At 43.1% G+C, this 19,748-nt stretch carries 17 protein-coding genes; all 17 read right to left on the bottom strand.

Annotated elements, in window-relative coordinates; translation table 11 throughout:
- Positions 1-15: 15 nt before the first annotated feature.
- Positions 16-1,191 (bottom strand): cell division protein FtsA, encoded by a 1,176-nt coding sequence (gene ftsA / locus ACZ5Q0_RS11795; protein WP_447182896.1) that lies wholly within the window; start codon positions 1,189-1,191, stop codon positions 16-18.
- Between the two features lie 129 nt (positions 1,192-1,320).
- On the bottom strand, positions 1,321-1,656 hold the full coding sequence (locus ACZ5Q0_RS11790; RefSeq protein ID WP_446820546.1) for a small basic family protein: 336 nt from the start codon (positions 1,654-1,656) through the stop codon (positions 1,321-1,323).
- A gap of 1 nt (position 1,657) precedes the next feature.
- Positions 1,658-2,386: a DUF881 domain-containing protein gene (locus ACZ5Q0_RS11785; RefSeq protein WP_446820547.1), complete on the bottom strand. Its 729-nt coding sequence runs from the start codon at positions 2,384-2,386 to the stop codon at positions 1,658-1,660.
- Between the two features lie 18 nt (positions 2,387-2,404).
- On the bottom strand, positions 2,405-3,148 hold the full coding sequence (locus ACZ5Q0_RS11780) for a cell division protein FtsQ/DivIB (RefSeq protein WP_446820548.1): 744 nt from the start codon (positions 3,146-3,148) through the stop codon (positions 2,405-2,407).
- A gap of 97 nt (positions 3,149-3,245) precedes the next feature.
- The gene (murA, locus tag ACZ5Q0_RS11775) at positions 3,246-4,502 is read right to left on the bottom strand and encodes a UDP-N-acetylglucosamine 1-carboxyvinyltransferase (RefSeq protein WP_447182570.1); all 1,257 of its coding nucleotides are present in this window, start codon (positions 4,500-4,502) and stop codon (positions 3,246-3,248) included.
- A gap of 18 nt (positions 4,503-4,520) precedes the next feature.
- Entirely contained in the window at positions 4,521-5,939 is a 1,419-nt protein-coding gene (gene murC / locus ACZ5Q0_RS11770; protein WP_464827150.1) for a UDP-N-acetylmuramate--L-alanine ligase, read from the bottom strand.
- Positions 5,940-6,185: 246 nt separating this feature from the next.
- The gene (murG, locus tag ACZ5Q0_RS11765; RefSeq protein WP_446820553.1) at positions 6,186-7,277 is read right to left on the bottom strand and encodes an undecaprenyldiphospho-muramoylpentapeptide beta-N-acetylglucosaminyltransferase; all 1,092 of its coding nucleotides are present in this window, start codon (positions 7,275-7,277) and stop codon (positions 6,186-6,188) included.
- A 12-nt stretch (positions 7,278-7,289) separates the two neighbouring features.
- Positions 7,290-8,390, bottom strand: a complete 1,101-nt coding sequence (gene ftsW / locus ACZ5Q0_RS11760) for a putative lipid II flippase FtsW (RefSeq protein WP_446820555.1) — start codon at positions 8,388-8,390, stop codon at positions 7,290-7,292.
- A gap of 442 nt (positions 8,391-8,832) precedes the next feature.
- On the bottom strand, positions 8,833-10,200 hold the full coding sequence (murD, locus tag ACZ5Q0_RS11755; RefSeq protein WP_446820557.1) for a UDP-N-acetylmuramoyl-L-alanine--D-glutamate ligase: 1,368 nt from the start codon (positions 10,198-10,200) through the stop codon (positions 8,833-8,835).
- A gap of 5 nt (positions 10,201-10,205) precedes the next feature.
- Positions 10,206-11,180 carry a phospho-N-acetylmuramoyl-pentapeptide-transferase gene (gene mraY / locus ACZ5Q0_RS11750; RefSeq protein WP_446820559.1) on the bottom strand — a complete coding sequence of 325 codons (975 nt, stop codon included), beginning with the start codon at positions 11,178-11,180 and terminating at the stop codon, positions 10,206-10,208.
- A gap of 11 nt (positions 11,181-11,191) precedes the next feature.
- Positions 11,192-12,568 carry a UDP-N-acetylmuramoyl-tripeptide--D-alanyl-D-alanine ligase gene (locus tag ACZ5Q0_RS11745; RefSeq protein WP_446820561.1) on the bottom strand — a complete coding sequence of 459 codons (1,377 nt, stop codon included), beginning with the start codon at positions 12,566-12,568 and terminating at the stop codon, positions 11,192-11,194.
- Positions 12,568-14,037 (bottom strand): UDP-N-acetylmuramoyl-L-alanyl-D-glutamate--2,6-diaminopimelate ligase, encoded by a 1,470-nt coding sequence (locus ACZ5Q0_RS11740; protein ID WP_446820563.1) that lies wholly within the window; start codon positions 14,035-14,037, stop codon positions 12,568-12,570. The genes ACZ5Q0_RS11745 and ACZ5Q0_RS11740 overlap by 1 nt, the downstream gene beginning before the upstream one ends.
- 32 nt (positions 14,038-14,069) lie before the next feature.
- Positions 14,070-16,190, bottom strand: coding sequence for a stage V sporulation protein D (locus ACZ5Q0_RS11735; RefSeq protein ID WP_446820565.1), 2,121 nt, complete (start codon positions 16,188-16,190; stop codon positions 14,070-14,072).
- Between the two features lie 21 nt (positions 16,191-16,211).
- Positions 16,212-16,718: a hypothetical protein gene (locus tag ACZ5Q0_RS11730; protein WP_446820567.1), complete on the bottom strand. Its 507-nt coding sequence runs from the start codon at positions 16,716-16,718 to the stop codon at positions 16,212-16,214.
- Positions 16,719-16,745: 27 nt separating this feature from the next.
- Complete coding sequence (gene rsmH, locus ACZ5Q0_RS11725) at positions 16,746-17,672, bottom strand: 16S rRNA (cytosine(1402)-N(4))-methyltransferase RsmH (protein WP_446820569.1); 927 nt, start codon at positions 17,670-17,672, stop codon at positions 16,746-16,748.
- A gap of 228 nt (positions 17,673-17,900) precedes the next feature.
- Positions 17,901-18,332, bottom strand: a complete 432-nt coding sequence (gene mraZ, locus ACZ5Q0_RS11720) for a division/cell wall cluster transcriptional repressor MraZ (protein WP_446820571.1) — start codon at positions 18,330-18,332, stop codon at positions 17,901-17,903.
- A gap of 314 nt (positions 18,333-18,646) precedes the next feature.
- Complete coding sequence (locus tag ACZ5Q0_RS11715) at positions 18,647-19,690, bottom strand: PHP domain-containing protein (RefSeq protein WP_446820758.1); 1,044 nt, start codon at positions 19,688-19,690, stop codon at positions 18,647-18,649.
- Positions 19,691-19,748 lie beyond the last annotated feature (58 nt).

Genomic DNA, 19,748 nt, shown 5'->3' with positions numbered 1-19,748 from the left:
TAACCTCCTCTGCCCTTAGCTGAATAGATCCTTAAACCAGTAAGTAATACGATCAACTACTCCTGATATTCCCTGGGATTCTTCATAAACTACTCCATTGCACCTGGCAGCACACATTAGCCCTCCAATAACAGCTGCATTTTGGGGTCGATTAAATTCACCCGGTATTCCTTTAAGGTTCTCCGGCAATCCTATACGAGTGGGTATATTGGTATATTGTTCCATAACCTCTGTAAATCCGGTCAGTTCCGCCCCACCACCAGTTATAACCAAACCTCCGGGTATCTTGTCCAGGCACCCTATCTGTCTTAATTCAGCATATATCATTTCAATAATCTCAATAATGCGTGCCGATACAATATCCGCAATAACCTGCTGTGATACCTGTTTTATTTCTTTACCCTGAATATTTTTAACATTGACCATTACATCACTTTTGGCAAAATCCGGGGTTGCCACACCGTTACGCTCTTTTATTAGATTTGCTTCCTCGATAGAAGTGCGTAGTACGATGGCTAAATCCCGGGTAACATAATCACCACCTACCGGTAAAACTGAAGTAGCCAGAATACTTCCATTTTCAAAGTAACTAATTTCTATGGTTTCTCCTCCAATATCAACTAGCACCACCCCCATGTCTAACTCACCTGGGGTTAATACTGATTCGGCTGCCAGAAGAGAATTGTAAACCATCTGGTTGACATGCAAGTTTATCCGCTGGGTACTTCTTTGCAGATTTTGAATTCCTGCTAATGCTCCACTGACAATTGCTACTTCTGTTTCTAGCCTACTCCCTACCATTCCTACCGGATCTTTTACTCCATCATATCCGTCGACTATGTATTGGCGTACAATGGTTTGGACAATAGTTTTATCCGGAGGCAAGGAAATATTACGGGCTGATTGAAGTACGCGTTCCTTATCTTCAGGAGTTATCTCATAATTGGGATTACTCACAGCTACCACCGCATAATTTTGAGTAATGGCTAAACTAATGCCGGAAAAGCCGACTATAGCACTTAATATCTCCACCCCGGTAATTCTTTCCAGATCATTAAGGCAATCATCCATCGACCGGGCCGTACTCTCGATATCAATGATATTTCCTTTACGTAAACCCTCCGAAGGCATGTGGCTAATACCTAAAATATGAATATCCTGGCCGAATACCTCAGCCAGGGCAGCTTTTATCGTACTGGTTCCTGCGTCAAGACTTACAATTATATTCCGTCTTCTAATCTAAAAACACCCCTTCAATAGTGTCCTACTAAAAAATACAACAAAGGGGTACGGATTCCTCTTTAAAGAGCCTATTTTTATTTAGTATTTTTTCAATAGATATCGACGGATTATCCCCAGATTCTGGAATATGCGTACTCCAAACACGACAACGGCGGCCATATATAGTTCTACTCCCAGGCGATCTCCCAGATAAGCCAGCCCGGCAGCCAAAATTGTGTTGACCACAAAGCCGCTAATAAATATAGTATTATCAAAGCCATCCTCCATATAAGCCCGGATACCTCCAAAAACTGAGTCTAGAGCTGCCAATACCGCTATCGACATATATTTAGCAAATAATGCCGGTAACAATATGGGCATTTGAAACCCAATCACTAATCCGAGCAATAAACAGAATAGAACCAGCAACCACATTTTATGATTCCGCCTCTTCTTTCTCTTTGTATTCCATCGGTACACCATAATTAAACTTCAAGCTGCCACTATAAGCATTAATAACTAGATTTTGCTCCCTCTGAATATGAACCTGCATACCCAGGGCACGTAAAAATTCCAGGTGCCCCCCCCGCATATTAACTCCACTTTCCAGCATGTCTGGATTACCTATAGCTTTAATAACAAATGGCGGGGCAATCTTATCCCAATTTACTAATATAGTAGTACCAGCACACCGGATTTCGGACATAGCAGTAATACGCCGATCATTAACCGAAATAGCCTCGGCTCCAGAGGCTTTCAGTTCATTTACCACAATTAATAAATCCTGGTCATGAATCAATAACGAATTAGCGTTTTCACCCGTCTGTAGATTCCGGGAACTGTCATTTAAAGTAATAGTTAACCCAGGTCCCTTAACCCCTACTAAACCGGCCATCATTTGCGTTTTCTGTAATTCCTCCTGCAAGTCGGCCATAGCCCGATCATCCTGGCGTAAATTTTTTAGTTGCTCACGAAGTGAAAGCACCTCTTCAGCCAGTGCGTTACGTTCATCTGTTACCGTGCCCAGTTTTTGGGTAAGCTCACTTACCCGCTCCGGCAAAAATTCCGGTTGAATACTTTCAGTAGTTTTAAATTGAATTGCCAGCATGATACCAAGCACCAGACATACAACCGCAATTGATATTTGCGCACCTTTTGACCGCACTGTACTCACCCTCTATTATTATTCCAACCCAGTCCTAACTACTGGCTGTCCTTTAAATCTTAGATCAACATATTCTAAGGTGTCTTTTCCTGATTTATCAAAAGTAGTCTCTATTTCAAACACCTGATGCATATACCCTATTTTCTCCTCAAAGCGATCCATGGTTCCAAATTTAACCTCAGTTCCACCTGATGTATAAATAATTAATTCACCAGTACTGTTAATATAATGATAATCGGAAATTTCTACCCGTTCTTCCTGCGGTAAAGCCTCCCATACCTTTTTAACCATACCCACCGCTTTTTTGTTTACCTCTTGCCCGATATTAATCCTGGTGGGGGGCACTTCTAAAGTTATTACCGGGTACTGATCCATCGAAAACCGGGCCTGCTTGTCCATACAAATACCATATTCATCTACATATAAAAACATATCCTGGAGTGGTATTATAGCCCAGACCTTACGCTCCTCCACCTTAATCTCCACTGTACGAGGCAGATGGCGTAATACTGTAGCACTCTTAATTAGAGGATGCACCGTAACAGCCCGTGCAATTGATCTTTCATTGATTTGGAAAATATTATTTCCCTTTGTAATACCGGAAATCTTTGCTACTTCCGCCTGAGAAACCATATTTAAACCAGTTATATTAATTTTATCAATGGCAAAAAATGAACTGTGTAAAAAAAGGTAAACACAGATCAAAGAAGCAAAAATAAAAACGGAAATACCCATAATTCGACGTGAAGTATTACTCTTCATGATATGGCTCCCATCCCCGTGTTTAACTGTGAAGAATTATAGCAGATATTTGTTACAAAATCATTACAAACCTCAATAATAGGGAGGGCCACCAGTCCTATGACCATGGCCCTCTAACAATATCCGCTCCCACATTTTTTAGTTTAACATGCAAATTTTCATACCCACGGTCTATATGTTCCAGTTGCTGAATTCGAGTTTCGCCTTCAGCAAATAAACCAGCCAGAATAAGGGCTGCCCCGGCGCGCAGGTCGGTAGCTTCAACTGTCGCACCTTCCAAATCTGTGCGCCCTTTAATAATAGCTACCCTTCCTTCTACTTTAATATCGGCTCCCATACGTCGCAGTTCTGGAACATGCATGAAGCGATTTTCAAAGATGGTCTCTACCATAATACTAGTCCCCTCTACTGTAGATAACAGGGCCATGAATTGGGGCTGCATATCAGTTGGAAAACCTGGATAAGGCATAGTCTTTATATCAGTAGGTTTCATCTTCTGGTTACCAACCACTTTTAATCCACAACTGCAGATAATAACTTCTACCCCAATCTCTTGCAGCTTAGCAATGATTGGTTGAACGTGTTCCAAAACCACATTTTCAATAAATAGTTCACCCCGGGTAATCGCTGCTGCTACCATAAATGTTCCCGCCTCTATTCGGTCAGGGATTACAGCATGCTCTACTCCTCCTAGTCGTTGTACTCCCTCAATGCGGATAGTATCCAGGCCAGCACCACGTATCCGTGCTCCCATCCGATTTAGGAAATTCTGTAAATCAACTATTTCCGGTTCTCGGGCTGCATTACGTAAAATGGTGGTACCAGGAAGTAGTGTTGCCGCCATCATTATGTTCTCTGTAGCTCCTACACTGGGAAAATCCAGTAGAATCTCCTTGCCTCCTCTGGGTTGACCATTCCCTTCCATAAAACCATATTCTTCCTTAATAGTATAGCCTAATTTTTCAAACCCTTTTAAATGAAGATCTACGGGACGAGTTCCTATAGCACATCCTCCTGGATAAGCTACCCGGGCCTGGCGAAAGCGTGATAATAGTGCCCCCATCACCAGATTAGAAGCCCGCATCCGGCGTGAAAACTCCTCGGGAAGTTCAAAAGAATCAATGGTACTCCCATCTATCACCAGAACGTCCTGTTCCCTTTTTACCCGGGACCCCAACAGTTCTAAAGCCCCGGACATAACCTTGATATCTTCTAGATCGGGTACCCCAGTAAGGATAACTTCCCCTGAACACATTAAACTGGCAGCCATAATCGGCAAGGTGGAATTTTTCGAACCACTTATTTTCACAGTTCCCTTAAGGGGCCCGCCTTTTCTTACCAGTAAGCTTTCCAAACAAACACCTCCGGTGCTTTAAACCTGTGGTTCCGTTTTTCGGATCATCGGCAATACCTGGGGACCTACTTTCCAGATATCTCCGGCACCCATGGTCATAATCAAATCATCTTTCCGGGTGTTCTTTACCAGGTATTTACAAACATCTTCTAAATCAGGTAGATATACAGCATTACAACCCTTTCGGCTAGCCGCCTGAAACACTTTTTCACCGCTTACACCTGGAATAGGGTTCTCTCCGGCTGCATATACATCAGTAATAATTACCAGATCAGCCCCTTGAAGAGCTTCACCTATCTGTTTGCCCAGGGTATGGGTGCGAGTAAAACGGTGGGGTTGGAAAACAACTACCAGGCGACCTTTACGTAAACTAAGGGCTGCTTCTATACAGGATCGTATTTCAGTGGGATGATGGGCATAATCATCTACTACTTTCCGCCCATCAGCTTCTCCGATAAATTCAAACCGACGTTTGGCACCTTTAAATCTACTTAGGCTGTGTCGAATATTATCAAAATCAAGACCTAACTCCAGACCAGCAGAAATTGCAGCCAGCCCATTTAAAGCGTTGTATTTTCCTGGCACCTTTATTTCTACATTTCCCAGGAGTTCACCACGCCTATAAACATCAAAACTAGAACCTATTCCGCTAACCTGCCAGTTTTTCATATAGAAATCATCAGACTCTTTTTCGCCATATAAAAGTACCCGGGTCGGAGAAGATTCCTTAAACCTCTGAGCACACCCATCCTGTCCATAAACCAGGGCCAGACCCTCCGGATGCACCTTATTTAAAAACTCATAAAAAGCCTGTTTTACCCGCTCAAAAGTTTTATAATAATCAAGATGATCATCTTCAACATTAGTTATAATAGCTAGATAAGGCTGCAGTTCCAAAAAAGAAGCATCACTCTCATCGGCTTCCACCACAAAATACTCTCCTGTTCCCAGCCGGGCATTAAGATGGATCTCTTGTAATTCGCCCCCTACTATGAATGAAGGATCCTGCCCACAATCATTAAGAACAGTATAAACCATTGAAGTAGTAGTAGTTTTTCCATGGGCACCGGCTACAGCAATTCCCCGGCTTCTATTAACTAACCGCGCTAACATCTGTCCCCTTTTGATTACCGGTATATTTCTTTGCCTGGCTGTAAGAACCTCTGCATTATCACCGGGAATAGCTGAGGAAACAACTAGTAAATCAACTTCCTCTTTAACATGGGACGAAGAATGCCCCTTAAAGATTTCTATTCCTAATTCTTCTAGCTGTTTAGTTATATCATTACACTGTAAATCAGATCCACTCACCTTATAACCCTGCTGATATAGTACTTTGGCTATACCGCTCATACCCACACCGGCTATGCCCACCATATGAATCCATTGACCTGGTCTTGGGGACATTTCCTCATCTCCTTCATGCCTTGTATTCATAATGACTACACTGTATAGTATGCACATCTAATAAAAGTGGTTACATTTTATATAAATGTGGGCCAAAGGCCTGTCCACTCATAATAACCTTTTTAAGAATAGGGGTGTTTTTATGAATATTCCCCTCTCCATATCCATTTACTATTAACTATATTAGCTGACCTAAGTCCGGATTCTCTTCTGCCTACCGGTTAGCTAATTTACCCATTACATAAAGCCAGGGGTCTATTCATAATTTTATAAAAATCATGCTAGTATAGTTGCCAGTATATCCTTTAAGGCTTCTGGTTTGCCCTCTTTTTTCATATTTGTCCTCATAACCGGCAGCCGGGTTGGAATAGACCTTAATAGGTTGATCTTCTTGATTAGAGTATCCCCGTCTAAAAACTCATCGATAACCATTTCGACCGCATTTTTTTCCAGCAAGGCCCGGGCGTTTTTTTCCTGGTGGTTGTCAGTTGCATACGGATAGGGAATAAGGATAGCTGGTAAACCTATAATAGCCAACTCAGCCAGAGTACTGGCACCAGCCCGGCATATAGCTAAATCGGCTGCTCCCATGGCCTTCTCCATATCAAACATAAAGGGACGCAATAAAAGTTTACAATTTCTATTTTCATCCCAGCATCCTTTAAGATCACTCTTAATCTGTTCATAATGGTCAGTCCCAGTTATCCATATAATCTGTATCGGCTCGTCCCTTAAACGACCTACTACCTCTAGCATGGCCCGGTTTATACTTAAGGCTCCTCGACTACCCCCAAAAGCCAGTAGGGTAAAAAGACCTGGATCCAATCCTAGATCTTTAACCGCCTGATCTCTATTAACCGTCAATATCTCCTGACGAACTGGAAGGCCGGTTACCTTCACCCGCCGGGCCTGCAAATAAGCAGCCGCTTCCTCAAAAGTAAGCAGAACACAGTCAACCCGCCGGGCCAGATTACGGTTGGCTATGCCAGGCATAGCGTTTTGTTCATGAATAAACGTCTTTAACATAAAAAAAGTCCCGGTCATAACTATGGGAAAGGAAACATATCCCCCGGTTCCCAGGATAATATCAGGATCAAATTTTTTAATAATCTCCCGCGCTTGAATAAAACTTTTAGGAGCCCGGGCTAAGGAATGGGCCGCTTTGATAATTGATGAACGGTCTATACCGCTTATATCAATAGTAGTAAAAGGCAGACCGGCCTTGGGAACAATAGTACTTTCCATGCCTTTCTTTGTCCCCACATAAAGGATATCTACATCCGGTACCCTTTCCTGTAAACCGCGTGCAATGGCTAGTGCAGGGTAAATATGTCCCCCGGTACCCCCACCGGTTAAAATCACCCTCATCCAGGAACCTCCTTATCGGTATGTACTATAACGGGAAATATTTAGAAGTAATCCTACCCCGATCATTGTAAACAACAAAGAAGAACCTCCATAACTAATAAATGGTAAAGTTATTCCAGTCACCGGAAGGGCACCTGATACTACGCCAATATTTATAGCTGCCTGAAAAACAATCATGGTAGTTAACCCGGTAGCCAGTAGGCTACCAAAAGAGTCCGGGGCATTTATAGCAATTCTAAAACCTCGCCAGGCAAACAATAAAAAAAGTGCTAAGACCACGAAAACACCTATAAAGCCTAATTCTTCACCTAGAATGGCAAAAATGAAATCAGTATGCTGCTCTGGTAAATAAAAAAACTTCTGGCGGCTTCGCCCCAGCCCCATGCCAAAAAGCCCCCCAGACCCTAATGCATACAAGGACTGGATAGTTTGAAAGCCCTCATCACTAGCATACTTCCAGGGGTTTAAAAAAGCTATAAACCGCTCCATCCGGTAGGGAGCTTTCCATATAGCTACTCCAATTGCCGCCAGCCCTGAAAGGGCAATAACCCCCAGGTGAGACCAGCGCGCCCCGGCAGCCAAAAGCATAAAAAATATGGTCCCAGCTATAGCAAACGATGTTCCCAGATCTGGCTGAGCCATAATTAATCCGCAAACAAGTGCCATTAAAATTATATAAGGAAGCACCCCGCTCTTAAAAGACTTCATATGTTCTAAATTAGCATCCAGGGTCCTGGCTAAAAACAATGCCATAGCCAACTTGGCTAATTCTGAAGGTGTAAACCTTAAAAATCCTACTCCTAACCAGCGGCTTGATCCATGTGCATCAGTTCCTAAGGGGGTTAGCACCACGATTAAGCAGATTAAAGCTAAAACCATTAAGGGTAAAGCCAATTCTTTGATACGAACATAGTTGATTTTCATCACTACAATCATGGCCATTAACCCTATCAAAGCCCACATCAGCTGGCGTTTAAAAAATAGATAAGCATCACCATATTGCACATTTGCTTTCACTGCACTGGAACTAAATACCATAACCAGGCCTATCCCAATCAGCAATAAGGTGGTGATAAACAGTATAAAATCAGGCGGACCTTTTTTTAACCGCACGTTTATGTACCCCCTCCAATGATAAAATACCGGTCTAGGCTTTGGTTACCTTAATTAATGTCAAACGTAAAACATGAACAATGGAATATGAAAACGTCTAACATGGATTCCACTATTGAAAATCCTAAATCAGCCGGTTTAAACCCTGTGGATACCACCGCTGTTCGCTCACTTTTACTATTATGAACCCATAAAATAAATATGTAGAGCGATATTAACGAAGCATGGTAGAAACCCCCTGCAGGCGAAACAGCAGGGGGGGCAAGGGACATTGGCCAGTAATCAATCCCCTCAGGCACCACTTATGTTCGCTATCCCTCATTGATAAGTTCGTGGAACACGGTTGCCCGGTACCCCCAGAAGCCGCCCGACAAGCAGCCGGTGTTTCCGGAATATTTTTGTATTCAAACTAACGTTATATACCTTTAAAACCAACTTCCTACTAGTTTAAATCCAAAACCAGTTGGCGAAAAATATCTCCTCTTTGCTCATAGCTTTCAAACATGTCCCAGCTTGCACAAGCAGGCGAAAGCAATACCACATCACCTGCTCGGGCTAACTGGTGGGCCATATGCACCGCCTCCGATAGGTCTTTTACCACATTTATATTCTTAAAACCGGCCTTAATGACTGCTTCTTTTATCTCATCCCGGGCTTCCCCCAAAAGGATTAAATCTCTTACTTTGTCTTTAATAAAGCTGGCTAAAATGCCAAAGTCAGAACCTTTATTACGTCCACCAGCAATAAGTATTACGGGGCGATCAAAAGATTCCAAGGCTTTAATAGCTGAATCAGGATTAGTAGCTTTAGAATCATTGATATAAAGAATTCCGTCTTTAGTAGGCACCTCTTCCATGCGATGTTTGACCCCTGAAAAGGTTGATAACACTTCTTTAATAGCCTCGGGGGTTACCCCCGCCACCAGCGACATACCTACTGCACACAAAATATTCTCCAGGTTGTGCTTTCCTCTGAGCAAGATATCCTCCTGGTGAATAATTTCTACCCGCTGGTGGTCGTCTACATAAGTGATCATACCCTGATCCATATATACACCCCGGGGCAATTCCTGATCGGTAGCAAAAAATATTACCTGAGAGGGACATTCTGTCGCCAGACCCCTTAAAATATCATCCTGAAAGTTAATGACCGCATAATCTTCCGGTCTTTGATTTTTAAAGATCTTACCTTTGGCGGCAATATAGGCCTCCATAGTTTTATGCCTATCCAGATGGTCAGGGGTAATATTCAGTAGACCACAAATATGGGGCCGAAAATCCACTGCCGTTTCCAGCTGAAAACTGGAAACCTCAACCGATATCACACCTGAATCCATGACATCAACTAACTTGGTAAGGGGTATACCGATATTCCCTCCATATCTTGCCTCGCGCCCGTCCTGTTTTAGAATAGCCTCCAGCAAAGTTGTCGTAGTCGTTTTACCATTCGTGCCTGTGACTGCGTACATTTCCAACTGCGAGGATTTTAAGCGATAAGCTAGTTCCAGTTCTCCAATTACCGGTATACCCGCCTGAAAAGCCTGTTGAAAAGGCGAAATTTCCAGAGGAACTCCCGGACTGGCCACCACCAGGTCAAAAGTCTGACTACTTACCTCTGGGTACGATCCAATAACAATATTTACTCCCATGTCCTGAATTTCTCTAATTCCCGGGATCAATTTCTCGGCCGGGTTATTGTCACATCCAGTTACCCGTGCCCCATACTTACACAGTACTTTGGCTGAGGCCTGACCGCTTCTGGCTAGGCCTACCACTAAAATTCTCTTACCTAAAAAATTCAATGAGTTCACACTTCCTATCCAATACCTTTAAAGCCTATAATGCCAAAAATAACAAAGCCCAGGGATAGCCACCAGAAAAAATGAACCACCTTGTTTTCGGGCCACCCTTTTAATTCGAAATGATGATGTAAAGGACTCATCAAAAATATACGTTTTCCAGTAGTCTGGTAGGAAATAACCTGTAAAATTACGCTAAGACCCTCAATAACATATACGCCTCCGATAATTAACAGGAATATCTCTGAGCGGGTTAGAGCAGCTACTGCCGCTACCGCCCCGCCCAGAGCCATAGAACCCGTATCACCCATAAACACCCGGGCCGGGTACCGGTTGAAAAACAAAAAGCCCAGACAAGCACCGGCCAGAGCACCGCAAAAGGTGGCTAACTGGTAATGAGAAGTCATCAACGCTACCAATGCAAAAGCAATAGCTACAAAGAAGGTTACTCCAGCAGCTAAACCATCCAGACCATCAGTCAGATTCACGGTATTGGATGTGGCTAGCAGTACCAGAATAATAAAAGGTATATAAAAGAATCCCAGATCCCATTCCTGTCCTGTAAAAGGGATTATAACTGCGGTACCACGACCAAAATAATACACCAGCAGCAGGCTGAAAACCAGCCCTACAACTAGTTGTAGGCCTAGCTTTTCCCTGGCCCTAAGTCCCAGAGATCGTTTCAATACTACCTTAATATAATCATCCCAGAATCCTACCGCTCCAAATGCCAGCATCACTAAAACTGCACTGAGGGCTTCACTACTACTCCCCGCCAGAAAAAATACCGAAACCATAACGGCAGTAACAATGATTATACCCCCCATCGTAGGAGTGCCGGCTTTAGCCAAATGCCGCTGAGGACCATCCTCTCTTATGTTCTGGCCTACTTTCAGACGAGTAAGAAATGGAATCATAAACGGCCCTAGAGCTAGTGAAATTAATAAAGACAATCCTGCTGCCAATAATACATTGGTCATTACGCCTTGCATTAGCGTTCCTCCTAACCCAACCACTCATCAATCAGGGTTTCTAATTGCATACCCCGGGACGCTTTAAATAAAATCGCATCACTACGAATTAAATTTTTCTTTAAAAAAGCTAAGCATTCTAGTTTACAGGTGAAATGTCTTACCTGACCGGCATCCAAGCCGGCTTCTAGTGCTGCTTCGGCAATCAAACCGGCTCGTACACCTACGGTAATTAGTAGATCCACCTTACATTGGGCAGCTTTTTCACCTACTTCCCGGTGTCCCCGTTCTTCATAGCTGCCTAGTTCATACATATCACCTAGTACCGCTACCAGACGACCCGTTCCCCTTAACTCATAGAGCATTTCCAGGGCCGCGCCCATAGAAACTGGATTAGCATTATAAGTATCATTAATAATAATTCCACCTTCCTTAAGATTAATAACGTGAAGGCGGTTGCCGGACGGTTGGTATGATAATAGGCCCTGTTTGATTTCATCCCAGGATAAACCGGTTAAATAAGCTGCCGCACTAGCAGCAGCTGCATTTTCAGCCAATTTTAATGACGGTACGGGAAAAGACAGGGTTTCTTTATGCCCCGACATACATAGCTGAAACTGAATTCCCTGCCGGTTCACACGGGGATCTCGTATCTGAAAATCACAAGCTCTATTATAGCCAAAGGTATATTTCCTACAAGTGTAAGGCCCCGCTGCTTTCATTAAATACGGGTTATCTCCATTCAATACTGCAAAATCTTTTACCTGTTCCAAAACCTCACATTTGGCTTTAGCAATGTTATCCAGCGTGCCTAAAGTCTCCAGGTGGACAGGCTCAACATTAGTAATAACCGCACTGGTAGGATTAGCTATACGGGCCAGTCGCCTAATTTCTTCCGGAGCCCGCATTCCCATTTCAACCACGACCGCCTGATAATCCTGGTCTAAACGCAAAATAGTTAAGGGCATACCAATATCATTATTAAAATTACCTTGCGTTTTAAGAGTGTGATAACGGACCCTAAGACAGGCAGCGATGATTTCCTTAGTGGTCGTCTTGCCTACACTACCGGTAACTGCTATTACCGGCAGGGAAAAACGTTGGCGGTTAGCGGCTGCTAAATCCTGCAGAGCCTGCAGAGTATCCCTTACTTCTATGATCGCTTTTTGCGGCCATTTTTTTCTAAGTCTGGACGCACCGACGGATATAATAGCCGCTGCAGCCCCAGCCTGAAAAGCCTGGTCGATAAAGTCATGTCCATCAAAATTTTCCCCTTTTAATGCTATAAAAAGCTGACCTGGTACTACCCGGCGAGAATCGGTAGTAATACCATTCACCGTATTTACTAGGTTAGCGTTAATACTAATGGCCTTTACACTACAACTAATAAAATCCAGATTCCAACTCATTAATCCTGTTTCCCTTTCAAAAATTCTGCCGCTACCTGGCGATCATCGAACTCCAGTACTTGATCTTTAACTAGCTGGTAGGTTTCATGTCCTTTGCCAGCAATCACTACCAAATCCCCAGGGCGTGCTAGATAAATCGCCTGTTCGATAGCACTACGACGGTCAGTAATAACAGCAAACCGGGCCCCAGCAACCTTTTGTAATCCCGGCAGTATATCTTCAATTATTTTATGAGGATCTTCACTGCGGGGGTTATCAGAGGTAACTACGCTGAAATCACTGTAGCGAGCCGCGATTTCCCCCATAAGTGGTCGCTTAGTGTGATCACGATCCCCTCCACAGCCAAAAACAGTGATCAACCGGTTGGTAACTAATTGGCGGGCTGTTTTTAATATATTTTCAAGTCCATCAGGAGTATGAGCATAATCTACCACTACAGTAAAATCCTGCCCACAGTCCACCTGTTCAAAACGTCCTGGCACCCCTTTAACTTTGGCCAGGGCCTTTTGAATTACTGGTATAGGGATATTCATTCCCAGGCATACACTAATAGCTGCCAGGGCATTATAAACACTAAATAATCCAATTAACTTCATCTCGATGGGGAATGAAATATCCCCATAGTTAACTTCAAACCTGCTTCCCTGCATACTAATATCCAAATTTATAGCCCGGATATCAGCCGGGCTATTTACTCCAAAAGTTAAAATACGGCAGCGGCAAGCGCTGATAATAGCGGCACTATTGTCATCATCAGCATTAATAACCGCAAAAGCTGACCCCTCAGCCGGCAACATAGCAAAAAGTTTCTTTTTTGCTTCCCGGTAGTCCTCCATAGTCCTATGATAATCCAGGTGATCCTGAGTTAAATTAGTAAATACCGCCACATCAAAATCAATGGCATCTACCCGGTGTAAAGCCAGGGCATGAGAGGATACCTCCATAACGACATTATGTCCCTTATTTTTATGTACTAAATCCATAAACTCTTCTATTTCCAGCGATTCTGGGGTAGTATGCGGATTTTTTATTCGCAAATCGCCAATACTTCCATAAAGGGTGCCTAGTATCCCTGTTTTTTCCCCATTCTCCTCCAGGATAGCCTGGAGTAAATGTGAAGTAGTAGTTTTACCATTAGTGCCAGTTATACCTATAACCGTAAGCTGCCGGGAAGGATTGTTATAAAAATTACCGGAAACAATCGGTAATGCCTTGCGGGTATCAGGAGTTATAATTAAGGCTACCTCTTCAGGTACTAAGACTTCCCGTTCTGCTAAAATAGCGGTAGCACCCCTGCTAATAGCCTGATCTACAAATTGGTGTCCATCAGTCTTAAGTCCGCGTATACAAACAAAAAGACTGCCCTGACCCGCCTGGCGCGAATCGTAACAGACACTGTTAATAGCCTGATTCAAGGATCCTTTTAATATCTTATACTCTATATTAACTGTTAACTCCGCTAAAAGCATTACCTTTCCCCCTTGCATTCATGCGGGTACCACTATTCTCCCACTGGTTGAAATTTCACCTTTATACTGGAGCCGCCTGTAACCACCTTACCAGCCGGAGGGGACTGTTCATAAGCCAGGCCATAACCTTCCGGCACAAGATGCAGACCTAAATCCGCCAGTACACGGGCAACTTCCTTCATTGATTTCCCCTGCAGATCAGGAACAGTTACTTCCCCATTCTCCTTACCTTTTTCGAATGGGGACAAGCTTATTATAACCTGAGCACCCCGGTTTAGTCTTGACCCGGGACGGGGAGTTTGCTGATATACAATATTTCCTGTCCCGCTAACCTTTACATTCAACCCCCTGGCATTAATAGTGGCTATAGATTCCGATAAAGGTAGATTCACTACATCAGGAACCACTACTTTTTCAACAGTTTGCGGATTGTCAGACTGAGCGTTTTTTTCTTCCTGCTTGGGAACCTCCAGATATCGTAATGAATCTTCCATAATAGATTTAAATACCGGTGCAGCTACCCAACCACCATAATAAGGGTATCCCTTAGGAGCATCAACTACCACTATACATACTAGTCTTGGATCATCAGCTGGAGCAAAACCTATAAAAGAAGCTATATATTCATTAGCCAGATAGCCTCCGGTAGGAGATATTTTTTGCGCAGTTCCCGTTTTCCCGGCAGCTCTAAATCCTTCCATATATGCATTTTTACCGGTTCCGTTAACAACCTCTCCTTCCAGTATATAACAAAGGTCCCGGGCCGTATCAGGAGAGATAATCTGTTTTACCATCTTAGGGTCAAATTTTTTAATTACTTTACCATCTTTATCAATGACCTGTTTAACCAGGTGCGGCTTCATCATCTTGCCTTCATTAGCTACGGCAGCCACGGCTGTTGTCAGTTGGATAGCAGTTACCGCATTAGCCTGACCCATGGACATCGTAGCCAGGTCTATCTGCTTGGCACGACTTTTAGGAACCGTGATACCAGCCGCCTCGCCGGGTAAATCTATACCGGTTGGTTTGCCAAATCCAAATGCCTCCAGGTATTTATAATATCGATCTATCCCCAGGTCCAGCCCGACCTGAACAAAGCCTACGTTACAGGAATTTTCTACGATCTGGGCAAAAGTCTGATCTCCATGCGCTTTACGATTGGAACAACCTATAGTCTCCTTGCCCACCTTTATATAACCAGGACAAAAAAACTTGCTTTCGGGACCGACCACCTTTTCTTCCATGGCCATAGCCGCCGTAACTATTTTCATAGTGGAACCTGGTTCATAGGCATCATTAATAGCAAAATTCCGCCGGTTGCTGGCTGGATAATCCCCAAAACGATTAGGATCAAAATTGGGACGGGAAGCCATGCCCATGATTTCACCAGTTTTTGGATCCATAACTATGGCAGTCGCTGCCTTAGCCTGCCGTTCTTTAAACACCTTATTCAATTCCCGTTCCGTAATATACTGGATAGTCTCATCCAGCGTCAATATCAAATTGGCTCCATCCACAGGTGGAATATATTTATGGGTTGCCTCAGGTATAGGCCGATTAGCAGCATCATGTTCTATTATTATTCTGCCCTTGGTACCCCCTACCAAATCATTATAATAAAAATCAATGCCTTCCAAACCGGTATTATCTACTCCTGATATTCCCAGAATATGACTGGCCAGCGTTCCCTTCGGATAGTAACGTCGGCTTTCTTCAGTAAGCCCAATGCCAGGTAGGTCCATTTTCCGTAATGCTTTTGATTTTTCAGGATCAATCTGTCTTTTAATCCATTCAAATGAACTGCTCCGGGTTATCCTCTCGTACAGTTTTTTCTCATCCATAGATAATACCTGAGCCAGCTTTTCAGCAACTTCCTTCTCGCGTCCAGAGCTTAAAACTTCGGCTGGAATAGCGTATACTGAATCCGCACTAATAGAAATGGCTAATTCATGGTTATTACGGTCGTAGATGATACCCCTTTTCGATTCTACCGGTACATCACGCATTCTATTTTGCAGGGCCTTTTGGGATAACTCTGCCCCACGGACGAACTGAACCCAAAAAACCCTTCCCCCTAACAAGAAAAAAGTCAGTGTAAATAAGAAAAAAAGCGTTGCTATACGCTTTCTTACTAGTAAACTACCGGTTTGCATAAATTTACACCCCGTTTGACTTTAGATGTTTTTTTCCGCAAGCAACATCAGATTTGAATAAATCTTATGTAATATTTGATTGCTCTCTGCGGTGATCAGTTGCGGTTTCTCTTCAGAAACTTTTGCCTTAACTGAATTTACCTCCGAAGAACTATATGGTTTTGCAGTAACCGCCATAGCAATTCCTTTTTCTGGTTTTACCATTCCCATCTGGGTCGATGCTACCTGCTCAATGTGCTCCAATGAAGTCTTGACTTCGACTTCATATTCCATTCTATGGTTAGCAGTTTCCAGGCCTCGGATATCGTTTTCCAGGGAAACGATTTGATAGCCTAAGACTGCTCCTCTAATACATAGATATACTAAAACTAATGCATAGATGAAAATACAGATACCTATCTTTATTAACCAGGCACGATGCGTATTACGCCGGGTATAGACCCTTTTTACCTGACGGGTTGATTTAGTAGGAGCAGAAACAGCATCAATATCCCAATTAGTTGCATAGCCATGGCCTGCCTGTATCATACTATTCTTCCTCCTTTAATTGTAGAACTATAATTTTATAGCTGTCCGCAGCCTGGCACTCCTGGCTCGGGGGTTATTTTCACATTCTTCCGGACTTGGCATAAAAGGCTTGCGTTTGGCTATTCTTAAGCGGGGTTTTGTGTCACAGGTGCATACCGGCTGGCCAGGTGGACAAATACATTCCCGGGCTTCTTCCTGTATGAATTTCTTAACCATCCGGTCCTCCAGGGAATGAAAGGTAATTATACATAGCCTCCCCTGGGGCTTTAAAAGTTCAACTATCTGGGGAAGAACCTGCTTAAGAGCATCTAATTCACTATTTACAGCAATGCGTAATGCCTGAAATGTTCGACGGGCAGGATGTTTCTCTCGGCTATAACGAGCAGGGACTGCCGCCCGGATTACTTCCACTAATTCCAACGTGCTATCAATAGTTTTCTGTTGCCGTTGTTTTACAATGTTCCTAGCAATAAATCGGGAATATTTTTCCTCTCCATAGGTCTCTAGAATATGACTCAGTTCCTCTTCATCAAAGCAATTTACAATATCCCAGGCAGTTAAATCCTGACTACGATCCATTCTCATGTCCAGGCGGGAATTATGATGAAAACTAAAACCTCTATCGGCAATATCTAGCTGGAATGAAGATACGCCCAGATCTAACATAATTCCATCTACCTGGTTGATTCCCTGTTGGGAAAGAACCGTAGCCATATGGCGAAAATCAGCATGTATAAAAATAATATTACTTTGTTTAAATTGAGAAGCGGTTTTCTTAAGAATTTCGTTATCCTTATCCAGAGCAATAACCATAGCATCATCAGCCAGTGATGCCATCAGTCTGGTCAAGTGTCCTCCTCCGCCCAGGGTACCATCCACATAAATACCATGCGGATTAGTTACTAGATTAGTTATAGTTTCCTCCAACAAAACTGGCTGGTGCAATATATCCACTCCTATGAGTTCACTCGTAACTGTTCCTCTCGTTGCAAGCACTATGGCAGGTATCTAAAAATAGAACCTAATTCTGACGACAATTTTCCTGATTTGGCATTTCCGTCCTCTATATTATGCTCCTAGATGGTACGGGATTACTAGCAGCTAAATTAAAATCTCTGGCTAGTATCAGAGGCTGGAATTTTTAAAAATTATTTGATCAGGGGTAACAACCTTTTGGTGCTGCTATATACCTAAATCCACCAGACTTTCCGCAATTGCTTCGTATGATGATTCCGCACTTTCAGTATAGCTTTCCCATTTTGCACTGGCCCAAATCTCCACCCGTGACCCTACCCCTATAATTACCAGGTCTTTTTCAATGGCAGCATAATCGCGGAGATTAACAGGCAGCACGGTTCTTCCCTGCTTATCTATTTCTAGTTCCGAAGCTCCAGCAAAGAAAAAACGAGCAAAAGACCTCACATCTGACCGTGTAAACGGCAGAGAGTGAATCTTTTCTTCTATACGGCTCCATTCCTCCAGGGGATACAGAAAGATACAATTATCTAATCCTTTAGTAGCTACAAACCGATCGGTAAGCTGCTCCCTGAATTTTGAAGGAATAGTTACTCTTCCTTTTGCATCTAATGAATGCTGGTATTCTCCCAGGAACATATGCTCTTCCCTTCCGAACCCAATCTAGGGATTACCTTCCACTTTGCTCCACTATACACCACTCTTTTCTATTAAATGTTTCCATATACCTTCTTTGTGAAAATATTAACAAGCGTTTGGGTCTGGCAATGTTTATTGGTTTAGGCGCCGATTTATAGGGTTTACTGGTGGAAGATGTCAGGTGATTAGTGCACTGCGAACTATAGAAAACTATCCTCAGGTCCTATATAAAGTAAACAATATTTTAGACCACAGGTAGCAGTCAATTATCTGCTTTAGTCAGCAAAAAACCTGCCGATGTTTTAGCAGGTTTTTTATACTAACCATATAGGATTAGAAAATATCCAGGGGCGCCATTTGAAATAATGACGGTGGTATACCTCAACCCGGTAGACCCCGGGACCAGGGTGAGCAAAAATGTGTCTGGTACCCTTACTTAGACACCATAGCTTTCCGTTTTTAATACATTTGACCAGAGCCCGGCGCGGGGTATTTACTTTAAACCACATTGATCTAGCCCATTTTACCTGATTCCCCATCGTCCAAACCTTATCCCCCTGGTGTAGTTCAAAGCGAAATCCCCGGCTATTGTAAAAATAGTCATAACCAACCCAGCTGCGCCCCTTCCGCAGGGCCTGGTGGACTAATCGGCGATCATGAGCCTTCTCACCAGTCAGAGGTTTATAGCTTAATATATGCATATTTATACAACGGAAACTTAGATCATAAGAACCTATTTCCATATTAAGTATCCCCCGTTTTAACCTGATTCCGTGTGCATCAGATCCCCCATAAGCCATAACTTTCTGCCCACTTATCTGAAAACTATCCCATTTTTTCATAGTCTCCTGATAAGGACCTCTTAAAGCCTGGTGGGGATTTAACAGGAGATATAAACCTCTGGTAATCCCTGTAATACCATCCCTCCACTGGGAAAGAAAATTCCAAATTTCAATACCCTGTATATTTTGGATGCACCAATCGGTCCATTGGAAAGTGAGGCCATCATTATACAGCGGCGAACCTTTTTCATGGGGATGGGCAATTATACCTATGCCTTCCTGGTAGTTAACCTCATCAATCACTTCTTGAGGGCAACCCTCATTATCTTTCACCACCTGATTAACATCCAGAGCCAGGTAATGGTGGGTAGCCTGGTTTACCTCCATTCCAATTAGGACTAAAATCCCATCATGGTAACCCTCTTCCCCTTTATATAAACCTGCTAGGGTCCGATGGTCAGTTATAATTATAAAATCCAATCCAGTCCGAGCCGCTTTTTTAGCTATTAACGATACCGGTAGGCCTCCATCGGAATAAGTGGAATGTATATGAATATTTCCACAGTACTCAAACATTGACAATTTTAAAACTCCTTCTTTCTGGTTTACAAGAAGTTGTTTCTTTTTCGTTTGG

The organism is Syntrophomonas erecta subsp. sporosyntropha, assembly GCF_055395365.1.
This window is presented reverse-complemented; position numbering and strand designations above follow the sequence as displayed.